The sequence below is a fragment of the Fodinibacter luteus genome, assembly GCF_039541575.1.
In the GTDB taxonomy this organism is placed as follows: Bacteria; Actinomycetota; Actinomycetes; order Actinomycetales; family Dermatophilaceae; genus Fodinibacter; species Fodinibacter luteus.
In genome coordinates, this window is sequence record NZ_BAABGM010000012.1 from 97,155 (window position 1) to 117,768 (window position 20,614).

20 protein-coding genes are annotated in these 20,614 nt (G+C 69.1%); 11 read left to right on the top strand and 9 right to left on the bottom strand.

All coding sequences use genetic code 11. From position 1 onward, the window contains the following. Positions 1-147 precede the first annotated feature (147 nt). From ABD899_RS09595 to ABD899_RS09610, 4 genes are read left to right on the top strand one after another with little or no spacing between them, the layout of a single operon-like run. Positions 148-2,364, top strand: a complete 2,217-nt coding sequence (locus tag ABD899_RS09595; RefSeq protein ID WP_345205094.1) for a S8 family serine peptidase — start codon at positions 148-150, stop codon at positions 2,362-2,364. Then, entirely contained in the window at positions 2,361-3,695 is a 1,335-nt protein-coding gene (locus tag ABD899_RS09600; protein WP_345205097.1) for an MBL fold metallo-hydrolase, read from the top strand. Before ABD899_RS09595 ends, ABD899_RS09600 begins: the two co-directional genes overlap by 4 nt. 39 nt (positions 3,696-3,734) lie before the next feature. Continuing rightward, positions 3,735-4,394 carry a patatin-like phospholipase family protein gene (locus tag ABD899_RS09605; protein ID WP_345205099.1) on the top strand — a complete coding sequence of 220 codons (660 nt, stop codon included), beginning with the start codon at positions 3,735-3,737 and terminating at the stop codon, positions 4,392-4,394. After that, positions 4,391-4,912 carry a hypothetical protein gene (locus tag ABD899_RS09610; protein WP_345205101.1) on the top strand — a complete coding sequence of 174 codons (522 nt, stop codon included), beginning with the start codon at positions 4,391-4,393 and terminating at the stop codon, positions 4,910-4,912. The genes ABD899_RS09605 and ABD899_RS09610 overlap by 4 nt, the downstream gene beginning before the upstream one ends. A gap of 200 nt (positions 4,913-5,112) precedes the next feature. On the opposite strand, the gene ABD899_RS09615 is transcribed toward ABD899_RS09610, so the two are convergent. Beyond that, positions 5,113-6,372 (bottom strand): DUF2252 domain-containing protein, encoded by a 1,260-nt coding sequence (locus ABD899_RS09615; RefSeq protein ID WP_345205104.1) that lies wholly within the window; start codon positions 6,370-6,372, stop codon positions 5,113-5,115. A gap of 854 nt (positions 6,373-7,226) precedes the next feature. On the opposite strand from ABD899_RS09615, the gene ABD899_RS09620 reads away from it, so the two are divergent. Then, entirely contained in the window at positions 7,227-7,880 is a 654-nt protein-coding gene (locus tag ABD899_RS09620) for a DUF2975 domain-containing protein (RefSeq protein ID WP_345205106.1), read from the top strand. A 1-nt stretch (position 7,881) separates the two neighbouring features. After that, positions 7,882-8,121, top strand: coding sequence for a helix-turn-helix domain-containing protein (locus tag ABD899_RS09625; RefSeq protein ID WP_345205108.1), 240 nt, complete (start codon positions 7,882-7,884; stop codon positions 8,119-8,121). Between the two features lie 126 nt (positions 8,122-8,247). Here the strand turns inward: ABD899_RS09625 and ABD899_RS09630 are convergent, their stop codons facing one another. Continuing rightward, a complete protein-coding gene (locus tag ABD899_RS09630) occupies positions 8,248-8,961 on the bottom strand; it encodes a DUF4386 family protein (protein ID WP_345205139.1) in 714 nt (237 codons plus the stop codon). Between the two features lie 5 nt (positions 8,962-8,966). Further along, the gene (locus tag ABD899_RS09635) at positions 8,967-9,722 is read right to left on the bottom strand and encodes a DUF4386 domain-containing protein (RefSeq protein ID WP_345205111.1); all 756 of its coding nucleotides are present in this window, start codon (positions 9,720-9,722) and stop codon (positions 8,967-8,969) included. A gap of 344 nt (positions 9,723-10,066) precedes the next feature. On the opposite strand from ABD899_RS09635, the gene ABD899_RS09640 reads away from it, so the two are divergent. After that, on the top strand, positions 10,067-10,573 hold the full coding sequence (locus tag ABD899_RS09640; RefSeq protein ID WP_345205113.1) for a GNAT family N-acetyltransferase: 507 nt from the start codon (positions 10,067-10,069) through the stop codon (positions 10,571-10,573). Between the two features lie 167 nt (positions 10,574-10,740). Here ABD899_RS09640 and ABD899_RS09645 read toward each other — a convergent pair whose 3' ends face one another. Beyond that, on the bottom strand, positions 10,741-10,863 hold the full coding sequence (locus tag ABD899_RS09645) for a hypothetical protein (RefSeq protein ID WP_345205116.1): 123 nt from the start codon (positions 10,861-10,863) through the stop codon (positions 10,741-10,743). 142 nt (positions 10,864-11,005) lie between these two features. Between ABD899_RS09645 and ABD899_RS09650 the strand changes: the two genes are divergently transcribed. Beyond that, complete coding sequence (locus ABD899_RS09650; protein WP_345205119.1) at positions 11,006-11,467, top strand: response regulator; 462 nt, start codon at positions 11,006-11,008, stop codon at positions 11,465-11,467. A gap of 744 nt (positions 11,468-12,211) precedes the next feature. On the opposite strand, the gene ABD899_RS09655 is transcribed toward ABD899_RS09650, so the two are convergent. Further along, entirely contained in the window at positions 12,212-12,643 is a 432-nt protein-coding gene (locus tag ABD899_RS09655) for an SRPBCC family protein (RefSeq protein ID WP_345205121.1), read from the bottom strand. 27 nt (positions 12,644-12,670) lie between these two features. Then, positions 12,671-12,931 (bottom strand): hypothetical protein, encoded by a 261-nt coding sequence (locus ABD899_RS09660; protein WP_345205123.1) that lies wholly within the window; start codon positions 12,929-12,931, stop codon positions 12,671-12,673. 288 nt (positions 12,932-13,219) lie between these two features. Between ABD899_RS09660 and ABD899_RS09665 the strand changes: the two genes are divergently transcribed. Further along, the gene (locus tag ABD899_RS09665; protein ID WP_345205126.1) at positions 13,220-14,050 is read left to right on the top strand and encodes an alpha/beta fold hydrolase; all 831 of its coding nucleotides are present in this window, start codon (positions 13,220-13,222) and stop codon (positions 14,048-14,050) included. A 1,116-nt stretch (positions 14,051-15,166) separates the two neighbouring features. Next, positions 15,167-16,225, top strand: coding sequence for a hypothetical protein (locus ABD899_RS09670; protein WP_345205128.1), 1,059 nt, complete (start codon positions 15,167-15,169; stop codon positions 16,223-16,225). A 286-nt stretch (positions 16,226-16,511) separates the two neighbouring features. On the opposite strand, the gene ABD899_RS09675 is transcribed toward ABD899_RS09670, so the two are convergent. Next, a complete protein-coding gene (locus ABD899_RS09675) occupies positions 16,512-16,940 on the bottom strand; it encodes a VOC family protein (RefSeq protein WP_345205131.1) in 429 nt (142 codons plus the stop codon). A gap of 285 nt (positions 16,941-17,225) precedes the next feature. After that, positions 17,226-17,954, bottom strand: coding sequence for a DUF4386 family protein (locus ABD899_RS09680; RefSeq protein ID WP_345205133.1), 729 nt, complete (start codon positions 17,952-17,954; stop codon positions 17,226-17,228). A 217-nt stretch (positions 17,955-18,171) separates the two neighbouring features. Between ABD899_RS09680 and ABD899_RS09685 the strand changes: the two genes are divergently transcribed. Then, positions 18,172-18,810, top strand: coding sequence for a TetR/AcrR family transcriptional regulator (locus ABD899_RS09685; protein ID WP_345205135.1), 639 nt, complete (start codon positions 18,172-18,174; stop codon positions 18,808-18,810). 539 nt (positions 18,811-19,349) lie between these two features. Here ABD899_RS09685 and ABD899_RS09690 read toward each other — a convergent pair. Further along, complete coding sequence (locus tag ABD899_RS09690; RefSeq protein WP_345205137.1) at positions 19,350-19,883, bottom strand: hypothetical protein; 534 nt, start codon at positions 19,881-19,883, stop codon at positions 19,350-19,352. Between the last annotated feature and the right edge of the window lie 731 nt (positions 19,884-20,614).

A 20,614-nucleotide genomic window follows, 5' to 3' on the forward strand; every position in this document is an offset into this window, starting at 1 on the left:
GCCGCGCCGCGACAGCACCTGACGGATCGGAGCGAGAGCGGATCGGAGCGAGGGGCCTCCGCGCGAGCGCTGGCCCTCGCGTACCGGAAGGGTCCATCATCGTCGTGAGCCCGGGTGCGTCGACCGCCGTGGGCGAGGGAGGTCACGGTGGAGCCGGAGGTCAAGCCCCTCAACCCGCGGATGTCCCCGCGGCTGGACATCCTGATGTCGGCGACGGACGAGGTCAACCGGGGCCGGGCCGAGCAGTGCGCGTCCCTCGCGGTGCCCCTGGATGAGGAGCGCGCGGTCGGGGTCGAGGTGACCGCGGCTGCGGTCGACCTCGCCGACCCGACCCAGCGGGCGCAGGTGGCGCTGGAGGCGGTCCGGCAGGCCCGCTCCCCCACCGAGCAGGTCACTCCCGTCGTCGAGGTGCGCACGATGTCCCCCGAGGACGTCGCTGACCGCGTGTCGGAGCGGGAGCGCGACCCGGAGCCCTCCGCCGACGTGCGGATGAGCCTGTTCATCGAGCTCGACGGCGACCTCGACCCGGAGCGTCGTCGTCAGGTGGAGGAGTCGGTCTCCCGGCGCGCCCTGCGGGTCAGCTGGAAGCTCGACACCGCGGCGGTGGAGATGACGGCATCCGATGTGGCGGCCCTCGTCGGCGAGGAGGCCATCGCCTACATCGAGACCGGGCAGTCCCTGCGCGAACCCCAGCCACTCGTCGACCAGGGCGGGGTCCTGCGGCCCCCGGTCGGACGCTCGGTGCGCTCGGCGCGTCGCCGGCACCGGGACGGGCAGGACGTCCTCGTCGGGATCATCGACGTGGGTGGGTTCGACTTCGCCCACCCCGACTTCCTCGCCCACGGGAAGACCCGCTGGGAGTCGATCTGGGACCAGGGCGGCACGACCCGACCCCCGCCCGACAGCCCCGACAGCCGCACGGGCCTCTCGTACGGCAGCGAGATCAGGCGCGAGCACATGGATGCCGCGATCGCGGCGGCGCCCCGCCGGCAGATGGCCGCGACCCAGCTCGAGCCGCAGTCGACGATGGTCCCGCGCTCCCACGGCACGCACGTGGCCTCCATCGCCGCCGGCAACAGCGGCGTCGCCCGCAAGGCACGCCTCGCCGGCGTGCTGGTGAGCCTGCCGAGCGCGGGTGACGCCGCCGCGACGAGCTTCTACGACTCGACGAGGATCGCCGACGCCATCGAGTACCTGCTCCGTCTCGCGGCCACACTGGGCGACGGGACGCCGCTCCCCCTGTCGATCAACATCAGCCTGGGCACCAACGGCCACGCCCACGACACCTCGAGCGCCATGGCACGGTGGATCGACAACGCCCTCGCGACCCGCGGTCGCTGCGTGAGCGTCGCGGCGGGAAACGCCGGTCAGGTCACCGCGGATGCCGGTGCCCCGCACGGCCTGCTCCTCGGTCGCATCCACGCCGGTGGGGTCCTCGCCGCGACCAACCTGCGCCAGGAGCTCGGGTGGGTCGTCGGCGGCGACGGCATCTCCGACTACTCCGAGAACGAGATGGAGATCTGGTACGGGCCGCAGGACCGGTTCGACGTCGAGGTGCGCCCGCCGGGGGGCACCTGGGTCGGGCCGGTGCCGCTCGGCAAGGCCATCCGGCACACGTTCCTCGACGACGGGACCGTGCTGAGCATCCACTCCGAGGCCTACCACCCGGCGAACGGCCTCAACCGCATCTCGGTCCTGCTCTCCCCCTTCTACGGCGACCGGCAGGGTGGCACCCAGGACAAGCGACCGATCACCTCCGGCGAGTGGCGGGTGCGACTCACCGGTGTCGTCGTGCGCGACGGTCGGTTCGACGCCTGGATCGAGCGTGACGACCCTCGGCCCCTGCCGGGGCGCGGGGGGATGTGGAACTACCCCTCCACCTTCAGCGAGGGGTCGTACACGAGCGACCGGATGATCGGCTCCCTGGCGTGCGCCGAGCGGCTGCTCTCGGTCGCGAACGTCGACCTGTCCCGCAACGCGGCGCACGTGACCTCGAGCCGCGGGCCGACCCGCGACGGCCGCAACAAGCCGGACATCGCGGCGGACGGCACCGAGGTGGTCGCCGCCTCGGGCTTCGACAGCAGGACGCCGTGGGTGCGGATGACCGGGACGAGCATGGCCAGCCCGTACGTCTGCGGCGTCGCGGCCCTCATGCTCGCCGTCGTCCCACAGCTCACGTCCGCGCAGATCCAGGGGATCATGCGCTCGACGTCGTCCCCGCTCCCGGGTCAGACCTTCGGGTGGCGCAACGACACCGGGTTCGGTGTCATCGACGCGGATGCCTGCCTGAACCGCACCGTCGAGTTCCGCGAGATGTTCGACGCGGTCTCGGCGGCCGCGACGGCGAAGGGGGGCGCACGGTGAGGCTCGAGGTCTTCCACGCCGCCGACGGCGACTGCCTGCTGCTCAGCTCTGCCGACGGCCACCACCTCCTCGTCGACGGTGGCCGCTCGGCGACCTTCGCCGACCACACCGAGCCCAGGCTGCGCGAGCTGGCCGGCGCCGGCGAGGTGATCGACCTCGTGGTGGTGAGCCACATCGACGCCGACCACATCTCGGGGATCCTCCGGCTCCTGCGCGACGTCGGGGACTGGGCGGTGTTCGACCACCAGCGCTCGGCCGGGGCCAACCCCACCTACCCCGAGCCGAAGGCGCCGAGGCCGCCCGACGTCAAGGCCCTCTGGCACAACGCCTGGACCACCCAGGTCGGCGACCTCGAGGGCCCGATCGCCGCGCTCGCCCTGCAGGTCACGGAGGCAACAGCCCTCGCCGCCGCACGGGTCGCCTCCGCCACCGAGGAGGCCCAGCTCGCCCTGGCCGACCTGTCCGGCCTGGCGGAGAGCATCGCCGACGGCGTCCAGCTGGCGCGCCTCGTCGAGGAGCGCACCCCCCTCCAGCGCAACAAGGGCTTCCCGGACCACCTCGTCCTGCTCCGCGACCGTCCCCACCGCCGCAGGCTGGGCAGCACGCGACTGACCGTCATCGGGCCGACGCAGCACCACCTCGACGTCCTGCACGAGGAGTGGCGGGAGTGGTTCGAGAAGAAGGGCTTCACCCCTCCCCCAGCTCGGTCCACCCCGTCGTCGCCGACCGGCGCCGGGGGGCCGGGGGACGCTGTCGAGGCCGGACTGGTGCTCGGCGGGCGCCAGCCGACGTCGCTGCAGGAGGCGGCGCAGATCATCGAGAAGGCCGGCTCGGCGCACGTGACGCCCCCCAACCGCTCCTCGATCACGCTGCTCGCCGAAGAGGGGGGGCGCTCGGTGCTGCTCACCGGTGACGCCGCGGAGCAGGAGCTCGTCGAAGGGCTCACCGCCATCGGGAAGCTGGGCGCGGCCGACGGCAAGCGGGCCCGCTTCCACTGCACCGTCCTGAAGGTCCAGCACCACGGGGCGAGCCACAACCTCAGCAAGGAGTTCGCGCAGCGGGTGGTCGCCGACCACTACGTCTTCTCCGCGGACGGCGCGCACCACAACCCGGAGCCGTCGGTCATCGCGACCATCGCGGAGGGCCGGCCCCATGATGCCGGGCCCTACACGTTCTGGTTCACGAGCTCCGAGCAGCGCTCGTCCAGCGACGCCCGCCGAGCCGCCATGGCGCAGGCCCTCACGGAGGCTCGCGAGGCCGCGACACGGCATCCGGGCCTCACCGTCCGCGTCCTCCCGGACGGTGACCCGTCATTCGTCATCGAGGTGTGAGGCCATGGGTGCCGCGTGCGAGCGGCGGAAGGACAGGACATGAGCGACGACGAGACCTACCCGGGTCCCCGTGAGGTGGTCACCGGCGACCAGCCGGTGTCGCAGATCCCCGGCGACGACGTCCCCCCGACGTCGGGCACCGGCCTGTGCCTGTCCGGCGGCGGCTACCGCGCGATGCTCTTCCACCTCGGTGTCCTCTGGCGGCTCAACGACGCGGGGATGCTCCCCCGGCTGGACCGGGTCTCGAGCGTCTCGGGTGGCTCCATCACCGCCGGGGTCCTCGCCCTCAACTGGAACGCGCTGCGCCTCGACAGGGCCGGCGTCGCGCAGGACTTCGAGGGGCAGGTCGTCGACCCCGTGCGGCGTCTCGCCGGGGTCGGGATCGACGTGGCGTCCGTCGTCGCGGGCCTGGGCCTGCCCTTCACGTCCGTCTCCGACCGGGTGGTCAAGGCCTACCGAAGGCACCTCTTCGGCTCGGCGACCCTGCAGGACCTGCCCGACCGGCCGAAGTTCGTCATCAACGCCACGAACCTCGAGTCCGGGGTGCTCATGCGGTTCAGCAAGGCCTACCTCGCCGACTACCGGTGGGTCAGGTGCCGAACCCCGCCCTGCCCCTCGCCGTGGCGGTGGCCGCGTCCTCTGCCTTCCCCCCGGTGCTGTCACCGTGCACGGTCGACCTCGAGCACGAGCACTGGGTGACGCAGCCGGGCAACGACCTGACCGGGCCGCAGTTCCGCGGGCAGGTCAGGCTCAGCGATGGCGGCGTCTACGACAACATGGGCCTGCAGACCGCGTGGAACCGCTGCCGCACCATCCTCGTCGCCGACGCGGGCGGCCACATGGGGGCCGACCCCACGCCGGCCACGGACTGGGCCCGGCACATGGCGCGCGTCCTGCACGTCATCGACAACCAGGTCCGCTCACTGCGCAAGCGCCAGGTCGTCGACGCGTTCCGGTCCGGCCAGCGGGACGGCTGCTACGTCGGCATCCGGAGCGAGGTCGCCGACTACGGGCTCGCCGACCCGATGCCTGCCGACCCGGCGGTCACGCTGCCGCTCGCCGCCACCCCGACCCGACTGGACGACCTGCCCGCGCAGCGCCAGGAGATGCTCGTCAACTGGGGCTACGTCATCACCGACACCGGGGTGCGTCGGCACGTACGACCCGACCTGCCCCCGGGCACCCTGCCCTACCCCGCTCGCCCGCTCGTCAGGTGACCTGATCGATGCACGAGGGGTTGGCAGGTGGGTGGCGCGGCTCCTTCCCGTGCGCCCCCCGTCACCACGGTGGCGGCGCGCGCAGTCCACCGCCGGTGGCACTTCCAGGCCGGCCCGCGTCAAGGCGGAGCCACGTGCAGACGTGGAGGAGCAGTGCGTCCAGCTCGCCGGCTGCCGTGCGGGGCCGCCCCGACCAGGGGCTACAGTCCGGCTTCTGCCTCGAGGCGGCCGGACTTCACGGCATCCACCAGGGCTTGGTAGTCCCGCTCGTTCTGGTCGGCGTACGCGCTGGAGAAGGAGGCAATGGCCCGGTCGAACCGGTCGCTGGTGCCCAAGTACCCCGCGATGGCGATCCGATCCCCGGAGCGCGCATGGGCCCGGGCAAGGGTCGCTCCGCAGATGCGGGAGTAGGCCGTCATCAGGCTCGCCGACATGTTGTCGACGTCGGCCGACCCCTTCCAGTCTCGCAACTGTCGCAGGTAGAAGTCGCGGACCTGCCCGTCGAGCCCGGTGACCCGCTGCCAGCCGAGGAAGATGTCGCTGGCCGCCTGCATCAGCCGTTGCCCCGCCACGACGCGTTGGCCGTGGTTGGGGTACTTGCTCTTGCCGACGAACCGCTCCAGCACGGACTCCTGCGCCTCCTTGGCCTGCAGGAACAGCGGGTCCTGACCGTCGCGGCCGAGCAGCAGCAGGATCCAGGCGCGGGTGCCGACGCTCCCGACGCCCACCACCTTGCGGGCGGCGTCGACGTACTCGAAGGACTCGAGCAGCTCGCGGCGGTCGGTCTCCAGGGTGCGGCGGTAGGACCTGATCAGGGCCCGCAGCTCGTCCTGCACCTCGGCGACGCTCGTCCCCGTTGTCACGAGCTCGTCGATCGGCACGATCAGCGGGGGGTCCGACACGATCCGGCGCTGGCCGTCGACCTCGTGGGTGAGCTTGCTGAACGCCTGCATGCTGTCGCGGGTGCGCGCCTTGCTCAGGCTGGCCCGGGCCCGCGCCTGCTGCTCCTTCGTGGCGCTCGCCTCGAGCAGCGCGAAGAGCTTCGTGACCTCGATATGGGCGTACCAGACGTCGAGGTTGCGTGCGGCCGCCATCTGCTGCATGCGTTCGCGGTACTCGGCGACCCCTGCTGCGACGACGGCACGGCGCTCCTCGGGCGCGAACCCCCGGTCGCGCCCGGCGATCTCGAAGCTCGCCGCGAGGCGTTTGACGTCCCATTCCCATGGTCCTGGCGCAGTCTCGTCGAAGTCGTTGATGTCGAACATCAGCTGGCGCTCCGGGGAGGCGAACACCCCGAAGTTCGACAGGTGCGCATCGCCACAGATCTGCGCCCTCAGCCCGGACCGGGGGGTCGCCGCGAGGTCGGACGCCATGATCAGGGCCGCGCCACGGTAGAACGTGAACGGCGAGACCAGCATCCGGCCGTAGCGGATGGGCACCAGCTCCGGGACCCTCGTCACCGCCTGCTCCTCCAGCAGCGCGATCGGGTCCGGGCGGTTCGCCACCGGTTCCCATCGCCCGTGGCTCCTTCGCGGGGTCTCAGTGCGCGCGGCCATCCCTCTCGCGGCACGTTCCTTCGGGCTCAGGTGGGCAACCTTGCTCACTCCGGGCCGGCGAACGCCCGCACCCGAGTCTCCACCTGGCTGTCGTGGACCTGTCACGATGACCTCCAACCTCCGGGACGCCCCTCGACTGGGTGCACCGCCGCATCGGACGATGCCGCCGGAGCCTTGGTGGTGACATCACCTTGTCGGGGTGATGTGTGCGCTGCCAGCCGAAACCCCTCGTCACTTGCCTTCCCGCGGTCGCCGAGCTGATCAAGCTGCGCAGCCTACGGCCGACAACGTACGCGTTTGCAGTCTCGGCGCTGAGCATCCTCGGAATGGCCACCCTCACCGCCGTCGGGGCAGTTGCCGGGCAGGTCTCGAGACCGGTGTAGGCGAGACCCCAGCAGCGATCCCACCGGCGACGCACTCTCGGGCATCAACATCGCCTACTTCGCGGTCGCCACGCTCGGCATGCTGACGGTGACATGTGACTACGCCAGCGCCATGAGCTTGATGCTCTGTTCAGCGACGCGCGTTGTGTCGCCGGCTCGCACCGACCCCGGGACGGGAGCACTGACAACCACCGTCTGCAAGGTCGACTGGCGGCGGCATGCAGGGTGTCGTTGAGCCCAGTCGCTGGGGCCAGTTTGGGTCTGGTGCGCGGCCGGAGGGACCCGACTTCGTACCCGATGAGCCCGTGCTCCTCTATGTGACTTAACGACTATCATTGTTTACGATGATCGTAATACCAACACGGGGGAGAAGCCATGCCCGATCAGCCCACCGGCCGACTGGCCCGCACCCAGGCCACTACCCGCAGCGTGGTGCTCGACCTGCTCAGTGCGCTGATCCTGCTCGGGTCGATCGGGGCTGCCGTGGCCGCGCTCGTACTGCCGGTCAACCAGCTGACCCAACCCGGCGGGGCCACCCGCGTTGAGCTCAGCGGCCAGGCACAGGAACAGGCCGCGGACGCGATCACCGGCCTCCCCGCGGGGTCGTGGCTGGAGTTCCTGCCCGACCTCTACTCGATGTCGCTGCACGTCTTCGAGTTGAGCTGGCCCCTACGGCTGCTCACCGAGGCCGGGACCAGCCTGCTGCTGGCCTGCCTGGCCGGCTCCGGGTTGCTGCTGTTCCGCACTCTGCGCACCATTCGCCTCGGCGCCCCGTTCGACCCGGCCAACCCGTACAGGCTGCGCCTGATCGGGCTCCTGGTCCTCGTCGGCGGCCTGGGCGGTCAGGCCCTCGACGCGGTGGCGCGGTTCGCCCTGCTCGACGCCGCCGGCCCAGTCACCCCCGACCCGATCCTCACCTCGGCCACCCTGGACCTCACCTGGGCCGTGACGGGCCTGGTGGCCCTGGCCCTGGCCGAGGCCTTCGCAGTCGGCCGGCGGCTCACCGACGACGTCACCGGCCTCATCTGACATGACCCCCACCCCCGCCGAGGACCACCGCGTCGTCTGCCACATCGACAGCCTGCTGGCCGCCCGCGGCATCACCCAGACCGAACTCGCCGACCGCATGGGCCTGAGCCTGGTCAACCTCTCCATCCTGAAGAACAACCACGCCCGCGCCATCCGCTTCACCACCCTGACCGCCCTCTGCGACGCACTGGACTGCCAACCCGGCGACCTATTCACCGTCACCGCCCCCCACCAGCCATAGCCCGCGAGCCGGCCGACCACCGCCCCGACCAGCCTGTCGCCCGCTCGGTGTCCATGGCAGGGGCCGGCACCGCATCCGAACACGGGGCAATGCGACAGGGGCAATGACACACGCTGGGGTTGGTTCTTACGCCGCTGAGCGGGCGAGTGTCTCTGGTGGTTCTGGCAGAGGCGAGGAGGTTGGTGGTCTGGGCCAGGCCGTGACGATTCCGAACCAGAGGAACCACACGATCGTCAGCAGGCCGGTGACGACTTCCAGGGCCCCCAGGCCGGGCACCGCCGAGAGCAGCGCAGCGCCACCGACCGTGAGGCCGACCCAGTTCATTGCGCGCGAAAACTTCCTGGCTCGAAGTGCGGCCCAGCTGACCAGCAGCAGCCAGACGCCGACCAGGACGTCACCGCCGCTTCCACCCAGGGCGTCTGCGACGGGCTCGATCACCTGCCACGTGGCGGCCGCCTGCTGGGGGTCGGTGGCCTGCTGGTCCACGACCACGGACATGCCTTGGTCGAAGACCATGACGCTTGCCAGGAGGAGCCCGGCACGGATCAGCCCGACGGCGCAGGCCACCAGCATCGTGGCGGGAGCGAACTGGTACAGGTGCTCGTGGACCCCGAGGGTGACCACAATCAGGGCGAGCGCGACGAGCTCGAAGGAGACCAGGTGCATCAGGTACATGCTGGTGTGGTGCTCAGCCAGAAGAGCGACCTTGTCGCCCGGGTCGGTGATGCTGGGGTAGTCCACCAGGAACACGAAGTAGGGGATCGCCGCCAAGTAGGCGGCCGCGACGTACAACGCCGCGAACCCGCCTGCCCGCTTCAAGCGTGGAGCGTGTACGCGCATGGTGTTCACGGCCGGTTCTGCGCCGGCGGGAGCGTGGTTTGCGGGTTGAATCCCTTGACGATCAACCAGAGGGCCAGCGCCATCTCCTGCAGGCCGATGGGGGCGTTCAGGGCGGTGCTCAACGTGGCCATCCCGAAGTCCTGGGTGAACCCGGAGTACACCGTGGCCACCAAGGACAGCCCAACAGCAAGCAGCCCCCACACCGACAGCCACCTCGGGACGATACGCGAGCGGTACATCAGGACGTAGTACAGCCCGGCCCCGAGCAGGAATGGCAGCAGGATCATGAAGTTCGGCACCCACTCCCGCACGGCCAGAAGCACCTGCACGGACGCGTCGGTCGCAGCCGTGCCCGTCACCCCGGCGTCAACGGACTCCTGGGCCAGGGAGAGCAGTGCCAACAGGCTGAGCGTGCTCACCAGCACCAGTGCCGCCTCGACGACTCGTGCAGCCGCGGCCCCGAACGCCATGGCAGGACCGTAGCGGCGCAGCACCGGGTACAGGGCAATCGCGATGCCAGCGCAGCTGGCTGCCGCCACGAACTCGATCAGGGCGGTGAGCACCACCGCGTTGTCGTTCGCCGCCAGCTGCGCCAAGTCCACCGGGCTCTCCAGGAGGGAACCCAGTGGTGCCACGCTGGAGAGTGTGGCCACCGAGCACACAATCAGTAGCGTGCCGACCACGCGGGCCGTGCCCCGCCAGGCCGCCCCCCGCACGACCTTCACATCTTGGCCGTGCACGTTTGTGGTGTCAGTGACCATCGCGACCTCCTCGGTCCGTTTGTGCCATCGACGGCCCGGCCCCCCGCGCGTTCACCCGACGCGAGATGAGCCGGTGACCGGTCTGCGGCCGTGAAGAGTCCGCGGCCTCACAGGGAGCGCTCGGTTCACGCACCAAGCACTGAACGCCAACCAGCGAAGCGCGGACACACACATCAATCCTCGCCGTGTTGACCAACGCCGAAGCAGCCTTGTGGCGGCCCTCACCAACGGGGGCAAGTACGCTAGCGGAGAGACACACTCGTCGCGGCCTACCACGCGATCCGGAGCGCCGCTCGCCGCCCCAGGACCCTTGGCCGGGCGGGGCAGGCGCCTTAGCCTTGGACGTGGTCAGAATCCGGGAGGCTGAGCTACCAGTGGATGTTGACGCCATTGGCCGGCTTTGGCTCGACTACCTCAACTGGGGCAACGACGGGCTTGATGCCCGGTTCGGATTCCGCCTTCCGGTGCAGGAGTTCGTCGAACGCGACCTGGCCTCGATCGAGAGGTTCCTTCCCCCGGCGGGTCGTCTTCTTCTCGCATTCGAGGACGGTGAGGCGGTGGGCACAGCTGCGCTGCAAAGCCTTGGGACGTCTACTGCGGAGGTCAAGCGCATGTGGGTGGCGCCCGAGTGCCGTCGCGGTGGTATCGGAGGGGACATGCTTGATCGGCTCATATCCGTTGCCGAGGCCGCTGGGTATGGGTCGGTGAGACTTGACAGCCCACTGTTCATGACCGCAGCGCACGCCCTCTATCGTTCACGTGGCTTCATGGATATCGCCCCGTACCCCGAAAGCGAGATCCCGGATCGCTACAAGTCCCACTGGGTGTTCATGGAACGACCGATCCCCTAGGCAGCTCGCCGAACGCTCGGCCCGACCGTCATCACGGCGGCCAACGGCAAGGTCTGTCGAGGACTACGGCTCGCCCGCCTCGCGGAGACGCACGTTCGTGATTGCGGATTCGGTGGGCCGGTCCCTGACGGAGTGGGCTTCGACCCCACCACGAGCGGTCGCGCCGGTCACCTGGGGATGCGGTTGTTCTCGGCGACGGTGGCGGCTGCCGGGGGGACGTTGAGCATCGAGTCCTCAACCGGGAGCGGGTCCCGGGTGCGCGGCGAACTGTCCTTGTGACCTGGCGGCATGCGCCACCCCAATGTGGGGGACGCGCGCGGGGATTCTCCTCGGCACGATCACCCCGTCGCCGCGCGCAGTGGCCCACGATGGAGTCGGATGCCCGTCGTCAGGGCCCTCGCCTGAGGCGCTAGGTGTCCAGAAGGGCTGGCGATGTCTGAGCCTTCGTCCGCGCGGTCGCAACGATCCTCCGGGTCGCGTGGTTGCGTTCCCGAGCCGATTCGCGTCGCGGTGGTCGATGACCACGAGATCCTGCGCAACACTCTGCGGCTGGTCCTGGTCGGGGCACCCGACATGGAGTGGGTGGGTGAGGCCCAGGACGGAGCCGAAGCGCTGGACCTCGTGGTGCGCACCCTGCCTGACGTTGTCCTGATGGACCTGATCATGCCGGGCACCGACGGCTTGCAGGCCACGCAGACGATCGTCGGCGCCTGCTCGAGCACCCGCGTCCTCGTGCTCACCAGCTCCACCGACCCCGCCCACGTCAGGCTCTCGCTCGGCGCCGGAGCGTCGGGGGTCCTCACCAAGGACGGGAACCCCGCAACGATCCTGACCGGTATCCGATCGGTCGTTCGCGGGGAGCAAACCGGACCCACAACAGACCCGGACTCCTGAACGGCCTCTCCTCAGTACTCGGAGCTGCACCTGCTCGGGGACGAGAGCGAACTTTCCGTCACGCGGCGATGAGACTCTTTCCGACCCTTCCTACCCCTCCGACCCCTCCGCGTCTGGGCGTCGTCCACGTTTGCTGCAGATCAGAAGCTCAAGCCCCAGAAGCTCCAGAGAAGCAGGGGGCAGACCACGAGGAGTGCTGCTAGTGAGGCGGTCACGCGTCCGCGACCCGGGTCCCTCCGGTGGGCGCTGACTGCCACGAGGGCAAGGGCAATCGCGGGCATAGCGAATATTGCGATCCCTCCGGCGAAGTAGTACCCGACCCAGGCCCAGTCGTCCCCGGTGGCTGGCGTCAATGGCTAGGGCACCCGCGGCCAGCAACTGGGCCCCACCGACAGCCAGGGCCGCGTAGGTGAGCATGACTGGCCACGTGCGTCGTTGGACGGGGCGACTCGTCGGCGCCGGGAGCTCCATCATGCATCCACCATCGGCCTGCGGATGGCTCGTGGCATGAGCGCCATTACTCAACTCTCGTTCGAGGCACACTCATCGTGGCGAATCGGACGACCCGCGACGGCTTCTCGCTGATGGCCTAGCAAAGCCGCCTTGGGCGCCTCGCCGGCGGTGGTGTGCCGACTCCCCCGGATGGCACAGAAAGGCCCTGTGACGCACAACCAGGGGCCGTCGCACGCGGCGAAGTGCAGGTGTGGTTCGTGCTCATGTCGAAGCCCCGCGCCGAGGGCTGCCTCAGGCTTGGATCGCTTCCTGGTAGGTGGTGAGCATCTTCTCCAGTTGCCGGCCCTGGCTACGAAATGCCCGATTCAGGATCCTGTTGCCCAGGGGCAGTTTCGTGGTGATCGCGAAGGCCAGGTACAAGGTGGTGCCGGTCGGGTCCGGCTCGGTCCTGTAGGTCCATGTCACCCCGGTCGATGCGCGATCCACGATCCGCCGGTTCGGGACGAACTCCGCGCGGGTCACTACCGCGTGAAGTGGCAGGCCGAATGCACGCCACGACGTCTCCCACGTGGAGCCGACGCCCTCTGGCGTCAGCGACACGTTCGACAGGTGCACTGGCTCGGGGTCGGCCGCGACGAAGTTGCTCGGATCCTTGATGTGGTCGAACACCTTCTCCACGGGCGCGTCGATGTGGATGCTGCGCTGGTTCGGTGTGGACGTCATGGCGTGCGAGCCCCTGACCGCGAGACGCTAGAGGTTGGCGGCTGTCAGAACAACCGCCCCGACGCCCAGTAGGGCCGCCAGCACCGCAGGCACAAGCCCAGCGCGAACGCCCGCCCGGACCGCCCGCCACCCATAGACGACGCCGGCGACGCAAGGGACGAGCACGATGGCCAGACCGGGGAGCCCGGCGGCCAGGTTGGCCCACAGCGGCACGGTTCCCGAGCTCGGGTCGTAGCCCGTCAGGGCGTAGATCACCGTCTGCGCCACGAACGACACAACGAAGAACAAAGGGATCGAGGCTACTGAGGTCCATGCCCGGGCCAAGGGGGTGCGCTTCCGCGGCTGGGGGCTGACTGGAGCGGGGTGGGTCGAACTGGTCGAATCTGAAGTGGTGACCATGACAACGCCTCCTCTCCCAGCGTAGATCTGGGCGCACTGCCCGCACAGGCGAGAGTGACCCGTGCCTCGCAGTCACCAACGACGCTTGCACCTCGCGCCGTGACGGCCCGCCGGCTCGCGGCACTGTGAGGCGGGACATAGTCCCGGCTCATGACACGCCTTGGCGGCCACGATGGGATGAGCACAGTGCTCCATCAATTCTTGAGCGGTGACCTGATGCCAGCGACCATGAATGGCAGCGCCAGCCTCTTCTATGAGGACATCGGCACTGGACCCGCGGTGCTGCTCAGCCACAGCTGGCAGTGTGATGGCCGCCAGTGGCCGCAGGTGCCGGCCCTCGTCGAGGCTGGCTATCGGGTCCTCAACCTGGACAACCGTGGCCACGGCCGCTCGGGGCCTCACCGGCAGCGCTTCACGATGTGGGACATGGCCGAGGACCTGATCGCGGTGCTCGACGATGCCGACGTTGACGACGCCGTTCTGGTGGGCCTGTCGGTCGGCGGCTTCGCAGCCATCCGGGCAGCGTTGGTACACCAGCCGCGGGTGCGAGCGCTTGCCCTGGCCGACACCGGTGCCGGTCCGGCCGCCTGGCGCGGACGTGCCAAGGTCGCGGCATTGGGGCGGCTCTCGGTGACCCCCGCCCGCAACCTCACCGTCGGCGTTGTCCTCAAGCAGCTCTTCGGTGCGACGGCGCGGCGGCAGCAGCCGGAGCTGGTCGCTCAGTGGCGGCGGCGCTTCCTCGACCAGGACCCTGCATCCATGCTGGTGGCGATCCAGTCGATCATGGCTCGCGACGACGTGACGTCCCGCCTCGGGCAGGTCTGCGTCCCCACGCTGGTGATCGTCGGCGAGGAGGATCGCGACCCCGGGGTGATGGCGTCGGTGTCCTTGGCGGCGGGCATCCCGGGTGCCCGGTTCAGCGTGCTCCCGGACACCGGCCACCTCGCTGCTCTCGAGCAGCCGCAGGCCTTCGAGTCGGCACTGCTGGGGTTCCTCGCCGATCTCTGAGTGCCGGGCACCCACCGGCTGGCCGACAGCCCCGGCCCGTCAGGGCAGACTGCGGGCCTGCGTCAGACCCGTTGCGGTGCCCGTCTCATCGCGCAGGACAGCGGCCGGAGTCTCGGGCTTTCGTGGATGTTCACAGGACCGCGGCAACACGAAGAACCACCTTCCAACGACGGCGTCCTTGCCAGGACTGTCCAGAGCTACCCCTGTCGAAGCGGTCGTGCCCAGAACAGCCCAGGTCGAAGCGGTCGACTGGCGGCTACAGACGCAAGTGTTCGGAGTGTGTTCTTAGCGAAGTCTGTGCTGTGGGTGGCTTTAGGCGCGGCGTCCTTGGCCCGGGTGCAGTGCTTCAAGCGCGCGTGCATCCGCTGCCGCACCTTGAAAAGGGCGGGGACGTCTCGACCTGGGTGGCGTCTGGGATGACGTAGTTGACGAACCGCAGGACCCAGGGTTCGGTCTCACGTCGCCGATGTTGGCGAGCCTTCTGGAGGTGCGCCCATGTGACTGGGCCGGACTTCTTTGCGCTGCGGTACGGAGTCGTAGTGGACGGACGCGATCCGCTACAGGGTCGGCGAGGACAGTTCCGGCAGCGCGATTTGTCCCGGGTCCGGACGGCCTCCACGCGTATCACTGGCGCCAGCCGGTGTTCCTGATGTGTGGAGTGGGCCACACCTGGCCTGTCGCGCAGGTCGAGCCGTGCGGCGGTAGGCGCGGAGTACGAGCAGGGAGGCAGACATGAGCCGGCGATTGAGTCCCGCCGCGGCCGAAGTGACCACAGCGACAGTGGCGACCGCCCGGGCTGGAGTGACCACCGCGACCGTGACGACCGGTCCGGCAGGGGCGACCGCCCCGGCAGTGGCGCCCACCCCGACCCACCGCATCGTCTCCACCCCAGGGCACACTGCGCAGGCCTCGTTGCATCCATCTGCCGGGACGCCGAGGTCAGAGCCCTCGGCCCCTGCGGAGCAGGGCTCGCCGCGTCGCCCCAGCGCGGCTCCTCACCGTGCGGGCGGCAACCCGCCCGTGGGCGGCCCGGTGTCCGCCGGGTGGCGTGAGGGGACGCTCACCCGGGCACGGGAGCTGACCACTTTGTGCGACTGGGCGTCGGTGAACACTGAGGTGGCTGAGTCCTGGGTCTTCGTCGACTCGATCACCCGGCACCTGGAGGCGGCGAAGGAGGCCGCCGAACTGGCAAAGACCAGTCCCAGGGACCGACTTCCCAGATTCCGCACCGGAGCCCTGCGCGAGCGAGCGAAGAGCAACCTCGACGCCGCCGAGGCCCAGCTGCTCAACTTCGCTCCGCCCGACTATCTGTTGGGCCAGCTTCCTAGCCTGCTCACCCATGTCCAGTGTCACCTCATCACGTCCGACCCGAGGCGGACGCAGTTCGAGCGGCTGGCGCGCAGGTTAGGCATCAACGACGTGTCTCCCACCACGCCCGAGCCCGACGCACCCAAGGCGCGGGAGCGGATCAAGGAAGAGCGCCTCGGGATCGTTCGGGCGGAACGAGGCGCGATTGTCTCGGCCGTGCGGGCCGCCAGCTCGGCGTCGATGCGCGAGCAGGTCCGCGTACGCAGCTTCCGCGACGTCCTGGTGACCACGAGCGCGCTGATGGGGGTGCTCGTCGTTGCCGTTGCCGCCATCGGCTTCATCTGGCCGACCATGATCCCCCTGTGCTTCGCACCGCAGGACGGTGGGAATGCCATGGTGGTGTGCCCGACCGCACAGTCCGAGCCATTCGCCACCACGCAGCAGGGCGACGGGGCGCAGTCAGCGGCCCAGCAAGCCCAGGACATCGATGACTACGTGCGCACGACCGTCTCACCGCACGACATCTTCGTCGTGGAGCTCGTCGGCCTGGCTGGTGCGGCCGTGGCGGCGGCCGCCGCGATCCGAGGCATCCGTGGATCATCCGAGCGGTCGAGCCTGCCGGTAGCCCTGGCCGTCCTCAAGCTGCCTACCGGAGCGCTCACCGCCTTCCTCGGACTGCTACTGATGCGTGGGCAGTTCGTCCCCGGCCTCAGCGCACTGGACACCTCAGCGCAGATCCTCGCCTGGGCGCTGGTGTTCGGGTATGCCCAACAGCTGTTCACACGACTGGTCGATCGTCAAGGGCAGACGGTCCTTGACAGCGTCCGCGGCGCCGACAAGATGAAGCCCGAGATGACCCCGCCGTGACGGCCGCGGCCAGTGGTCACCCTCACGGTGACCAGCACAACCAAGATCGTTTACCGAGACGAGGGACTCTCTCGTGACCCAACGACTGGGACGTACGGGATAGAGCAGGCACTCCACCTCAAGCTCTTCGTGGGCCGGCCCTGGACTTCAGATTCCCACACGCTGAGCCTGCAAGGGCGGATAGGCGGCGCAGTGACGCAGGCTCTGGCGACGCTCGGTGATTGGAATGCGCCAGAGGGCCGGGTCCGAGGCGCGTGCGGTTGACCGCTTCCGGCGCAGGGCCGGCTCAAGGGAGGTGGTGAGCCGTGGCGTGATGCGGCTGGTAGAGCAACATGTCGTCGGCGCCGGGGACATGCATGGAAACCCCGCGACCGAAGCCCATCTCTTCTGCCTCGCCCGCGAAGGTGGCGCCCCTGCCGGAGAGTTCCGCCACTGTCGCATCGAGGTCGTCGCACATCACCGCTATTGAGTGGTGCCTCGGCGAGCGGTAGGGCTGACCTTCGTGCTGGCCAGCAGTCGGATGCACGCCCAGTTCGCTCGGTCCGGTCCCGAAGATCAGCCACTCTGCGGGGTCTTGCCCACCCGTCCCAATGCCGGTCCCAGCGTCGCCCTGGGCCCCCTCGGATACGAACGGCCACTGGAGCACGTCCTTGAAGAAGGCCCGCGTCGCGGAAGCGTCATCGGAGTAGACGAGCATGTGAATCGCGGTGATCATCCTTGACGGTAGCGCCCGATCGGATCGAGAAGTGTTTGGCCATCCGTCACTACATTCCCGGTGGGCCTTGACGTCACCTCGCGGCGAAGTGGGGCATGGCGGCTCGAGTCGTTGATTTCGATGCGCCATGTCACCGGTCCTCTTCGCGGGGCATGGTCCTGAGCCGACCACCAGCCGCGCACTAGTTCAGGCGAGGTGGGAGGCCGCCTGATGCTCATCCGGAGAAGACGCGCCGAGGGCCACCCGGGGCCGCATGGTGCGGATGGTGCCCGGGCGGCTGCGGTGCTACTTGCTGGCCGTCGAGCTCACAAGTTCTGGCGTGGTGGCGACCTGCTGCGGTGAGGCAGTGGCCGTGCGAAGCATCGCGATCCCGAGCCAGGCGAACCAGAGGATCGAGAGCAGTCCGAACAGGTATGCGGTGGCGCTCAACGGCGGGATGATCGAGAGCAGACCTGCCATTCCCACGGCTTGACCGAGCCAGCTCAGTGACCGGGGAAGTGACCGGATCCGCAGACATGCGATGCTGACGAGCAGGATCCACAGGCCGCCGAGGAACTCCCCGCCGGAGCCACTGCCCAGTCCTTGGGCGACGGGCTCGATTGCCTGCCACATGGACTGCGCCTGGTCCGGGTTGGTGGGGTTGAGGTCGACGACGGCGGCCATGCCCGCGTTGAAGACCATGCCGCTGGCCACCAGGACCACAGCCCACATCAGCCCCACGGCGGTAGCCACCTGCATCAGCGCGGGTGCTACCGGACTCAGCCGCGCGTGCAGGGCGAGGGCCAGGACCGCCAGGACGACACCGAAGATCACGTAGGTGATCAGGTACATCACCTGCATGCTGGCGTGGTTGTCCGCGAGCAGCGCGACCTTCTCGGCCACATCCGTGGCCCCGGGATAGTCGACCACCACCAGGAAGAACGGCATCGCCAGCAGGAACGCTGCTGCCAGGTAGAGCGCCGCGATGGCCCCTGATCGCTGCTGGGTTGTGGTGCTCTGATCGAGCGTGTTCATCTTCTCCTCCGATCCGAGTGGCACCCCGCCCGCCTTGCCGGGCGAGCCTGGGCCCTGTACCATTGCCTACGCTGTAAGTGTAGTACCTACACTGTAAGTGTCAACCCTGAAGCCCGACTGGCCCCCGCAACGCCAGACCAGGCAAGAACGGACGTGACCGATGCCCAGACGCCGCGATCCCAACCGCCCGAGACGACAGACGCTGACCCGGGAACGGGTGCTGCAGGCCGCCCTGGTCCTGGCTGACGAGCGCGGTATCGATGCGCTGAGCATGCGCGAACTCGGCCGGCATCTCGGCGTGGACGCGATGTCGCTGTACAACCACGTCGACAACAAGGACGATCTGCTCAACGGCATCATCGACCTGGTTGTCGGCGAGATCGACCTCCCCCCGGGCGACGGCGACTGGTCACAGGCGATGCGCACCCGGGCGCGCTCTGCCCAGGCCGCGTTCACACGGCACCCCTGGGCCAGCCAGCTGCTCGACTCGCGCACCAGCAGCGGGCCCGAGAGGCTGCGCTACTTCGACTGGGTGATCGGCACACTGCGGCGGGCCGGGTTCACCGTCGACGTCGCCCTGCACGCATACTCAGCGCTCGACAGCTACATCTACGGATTCGCCCGCCAACAGGCCAACCTGTCCAGCGGCGAGCCCAGCTCACCCGAAACAGCTCAGCAGATGTTGGCCGAGATCCCCACCGATCAGTTCCCCCACCTCACCGAAGTCATCACCCACCACATCGACCACGGCGGGTACGACCCCGACGCCGACTTCGACTTCGGCCTCACCCTGATCCTCGACAGCCTCGCACGACTCCTTGACGACGACACCCAGCCAGACGATCCCGCCAGGTGAACCCCGAACCCTGGTCGTGCGACTGCGACCGGCTTGCTCGTCAACGGAACAGAGGTGCCTTCCGCATTTGCGCAAATTGGGCGCGGTTGGCGCCCACCTCAATAGCGCCCAGCTCGCGGCTGACTCGAAAATGGTTCGGTGAGTGGGCAGGCCGAAGGCCCCCGGGGTAGCCGGGTGTTCTGGGATCGGGTCAGGCGGTGGCGCGTCGCAGAGACGCAGGTCAGCAGATGGCCGGGCGGAGGACTGCGGTTCGGGATCGGGGCTGCTCGCAGCCGCCGCGGCCTATGGTGCTGCGGGTGGGCAAGCCCATTTCAACCCGGGGGTGGAGGGCCTCCCAGCTTCGAGCGCGTCGGTGACGCGGCAGGCGCCACCAGTGGGGTGGTCTGTATCCAAGAGACCGGTCACGAGGGGCCCCACTCCGACGGTGAGGGGGCAGGCTTCGGCCGGTCCGAGGTCGCTAAGACAATCCCCACCACTGCGGTCCACGACAGCGACATCCGTATCGATCGTGTCAGTGGCGAAGCGCTCGAAGACGGCTGTCACGCTGACGTGGCGGCGTCACCGTTCACCGTGAGGCAGGAGGTCCCGCGGCCAGACAGCGCGTGCTCGTACTCCGGTCCGTAGTCGACGACACCGTCCGGCCGCACGCTGAACTCGAGGACCTTGCTGGCCACCAGGCCGATCCGCAGCGTGTACGCCTGGCCGGGCGGCATCCGCACGGTCGCCGCCCGAGGTCCGATCGGCTCGCGGCACCCGCCCCACATGGGGAGCAGCGGGCACTCGGTTTGACGCGGGTTGAGGACGACTGGGACGCCGAGGACGTGGAGCGTCGAGGTTCCTCGGCCGCGCAGGAGGTGATCGACCTCCGGTGAGAAGTCCATGGTGCCGTGGGGCGTCACCCGGAAGCGCAGGTCGGAGGCGCGCTCGCGGGTCTGCTGAACCGCGTACTCGCCTGCGGCGAGATCGACCTGCACGCCCCCGGGAACCGACCCGTCGACGAAACGCGGCAGGTGCTCGGGGAGCCAGAACCACGGATAGGTCAAGGCGCTGGTGTCGATGTGGATGCGAGGCACGGGGCTTCCTCGGTCAGGGATGTCGGACCCGGGCCCGGGCGCGACAGAGGCTCTGGGTGGTGGCTTTGTGCGAGTGAGTCTATAGGGTTTGTATACTGCTGCTCAAGGCGTTCTATCAGTGTGCTATCGGATCGGTCTGCAGGTACCGAGGGCGACGAGGGTGGCGAGCCCGATGGCACCGCTTTCCGAAGAGGACGTGGCGGGGCGCAAGAGTGTCGACTCTTGCGGACAGAGCCACCGGTTGTGCGACGCCGACTACTCTTGCGTGCCCTTCATCGACGCCGACCTCGGCGCTGTCAAAGGCACGCTGTCTGAACGAGACCGGCACGCCTAGGAGAAGGATCTCGGCGCTTCGACAGCGGAACTGAACTCGATCCGCGGTCTACCCTGCGGGCCGCTTGACGGCTCCGGACGGTTCGGCTGGCGAGCGACGTTCCTGGCCATGGTCGAAGACGTGCTCGGCGATGGCGTGCGCCGGGACGTCGACCTCGGCGGGACTACGACGCAGTCCGTGCGGCGGACCTTGACGATGCGGATTGCCTCAACGAGGTGACGGAGCCGCGGTTCGTCGAGTGGGTCTGTGGGACGGCAACGTCATGGCGAAGGGAAGGCCAGATCGTTGGCATCCTCGACCACGAGCGGGCCTTCTACGGGAATTCGTCAGCTCCGCTAGTGTCCTGCACCTGAGATTCGTGTAAGAAGTCGTCCGATCGAGTCCAGGATCTCGTCGG

Excerpts from the sequence above, each read along its gene's own strand:
- ABD899_RS09605 (WP_345205099.1), top strand. The coding sequence starts at position 3,735 with ATGAGCGACGACGAGACCTACCCGGGTCCCCGTGAGGTGGTCACCGGC.
- ABD899_RS09620 (WP_345205106.1), top strand. The coding sequence starts at position 7,227 with ATGCCCGATCAGCCCACCGGCCGACTGGCCCGCACCCAGGCCACTACC.
- ABD899_RS09625 (WP_345205108.1), top strand. The coding sequence starts at position 7,882 with ATGACCCCCACCCCCGCCGAGGACCACCGCGTCGTCTGCCACATCGAC.
- ABD899_RS09630 (WP_345205139.1), bottom strand. The coding sequence starts at position 8,961 with ATGCGCGTACACGCTCCACGCTTGAAGCGGGCAGGCGGGTTCGCGGCG.
- ABD899_RS09635 (WP_345205111.1), bottom strand. The coding sequence starts at position 9,722 with ATGGTCACTGACACCACAAACGTGCACGGCCAAGATGTGAAGGTCGTG.
- ABD899_RS09645 (WP_345205116.1), bottom strand. The coding sequence starts at position 10,863 with ATGCCGCCAGGTCACAAGGACAGTTCGCCGCGCACCCGGGACCCGCTC.
- ABD899_RS09650 (WP_345205119.1), top strand. The coding sequence starts at position 11,006 with ATGTCTGAGCCTTCGTCCGCGCGGTCGCAACGATCCTCCGGGTCGCGT.
- ABD899_RS09655 (WP_345205121.1), bottom strand. The coding sequence starts at position 12,643 with ATGACGTCCACACCGAACCAGCGCAGCATCCACATCGACGCGCCCGTG.
- ABD899_RS09665 (WP_345205126.1), top strand. The coding sequence starts at position 13,220 with ATGAGCACAGTGCTCCATCAATTCTTGAGCGGTGACCTGATGCCAGCG.
- ABD899_RS09675 (WP_345205131.1), bottom strand. The coding sequence starts at position 16,940 with ATGATCACCGCGATTCACATGCTCGTCTACTCCGATGACGCTTCCGCG.
- ABD899_RS09680 (WP_345205133.1), bottom strand. The coding sequence starts at position 17,954 with ATGAACACGCTCGATCAGAGCACCACAACCCAGCAGCGATCAGGGGCC.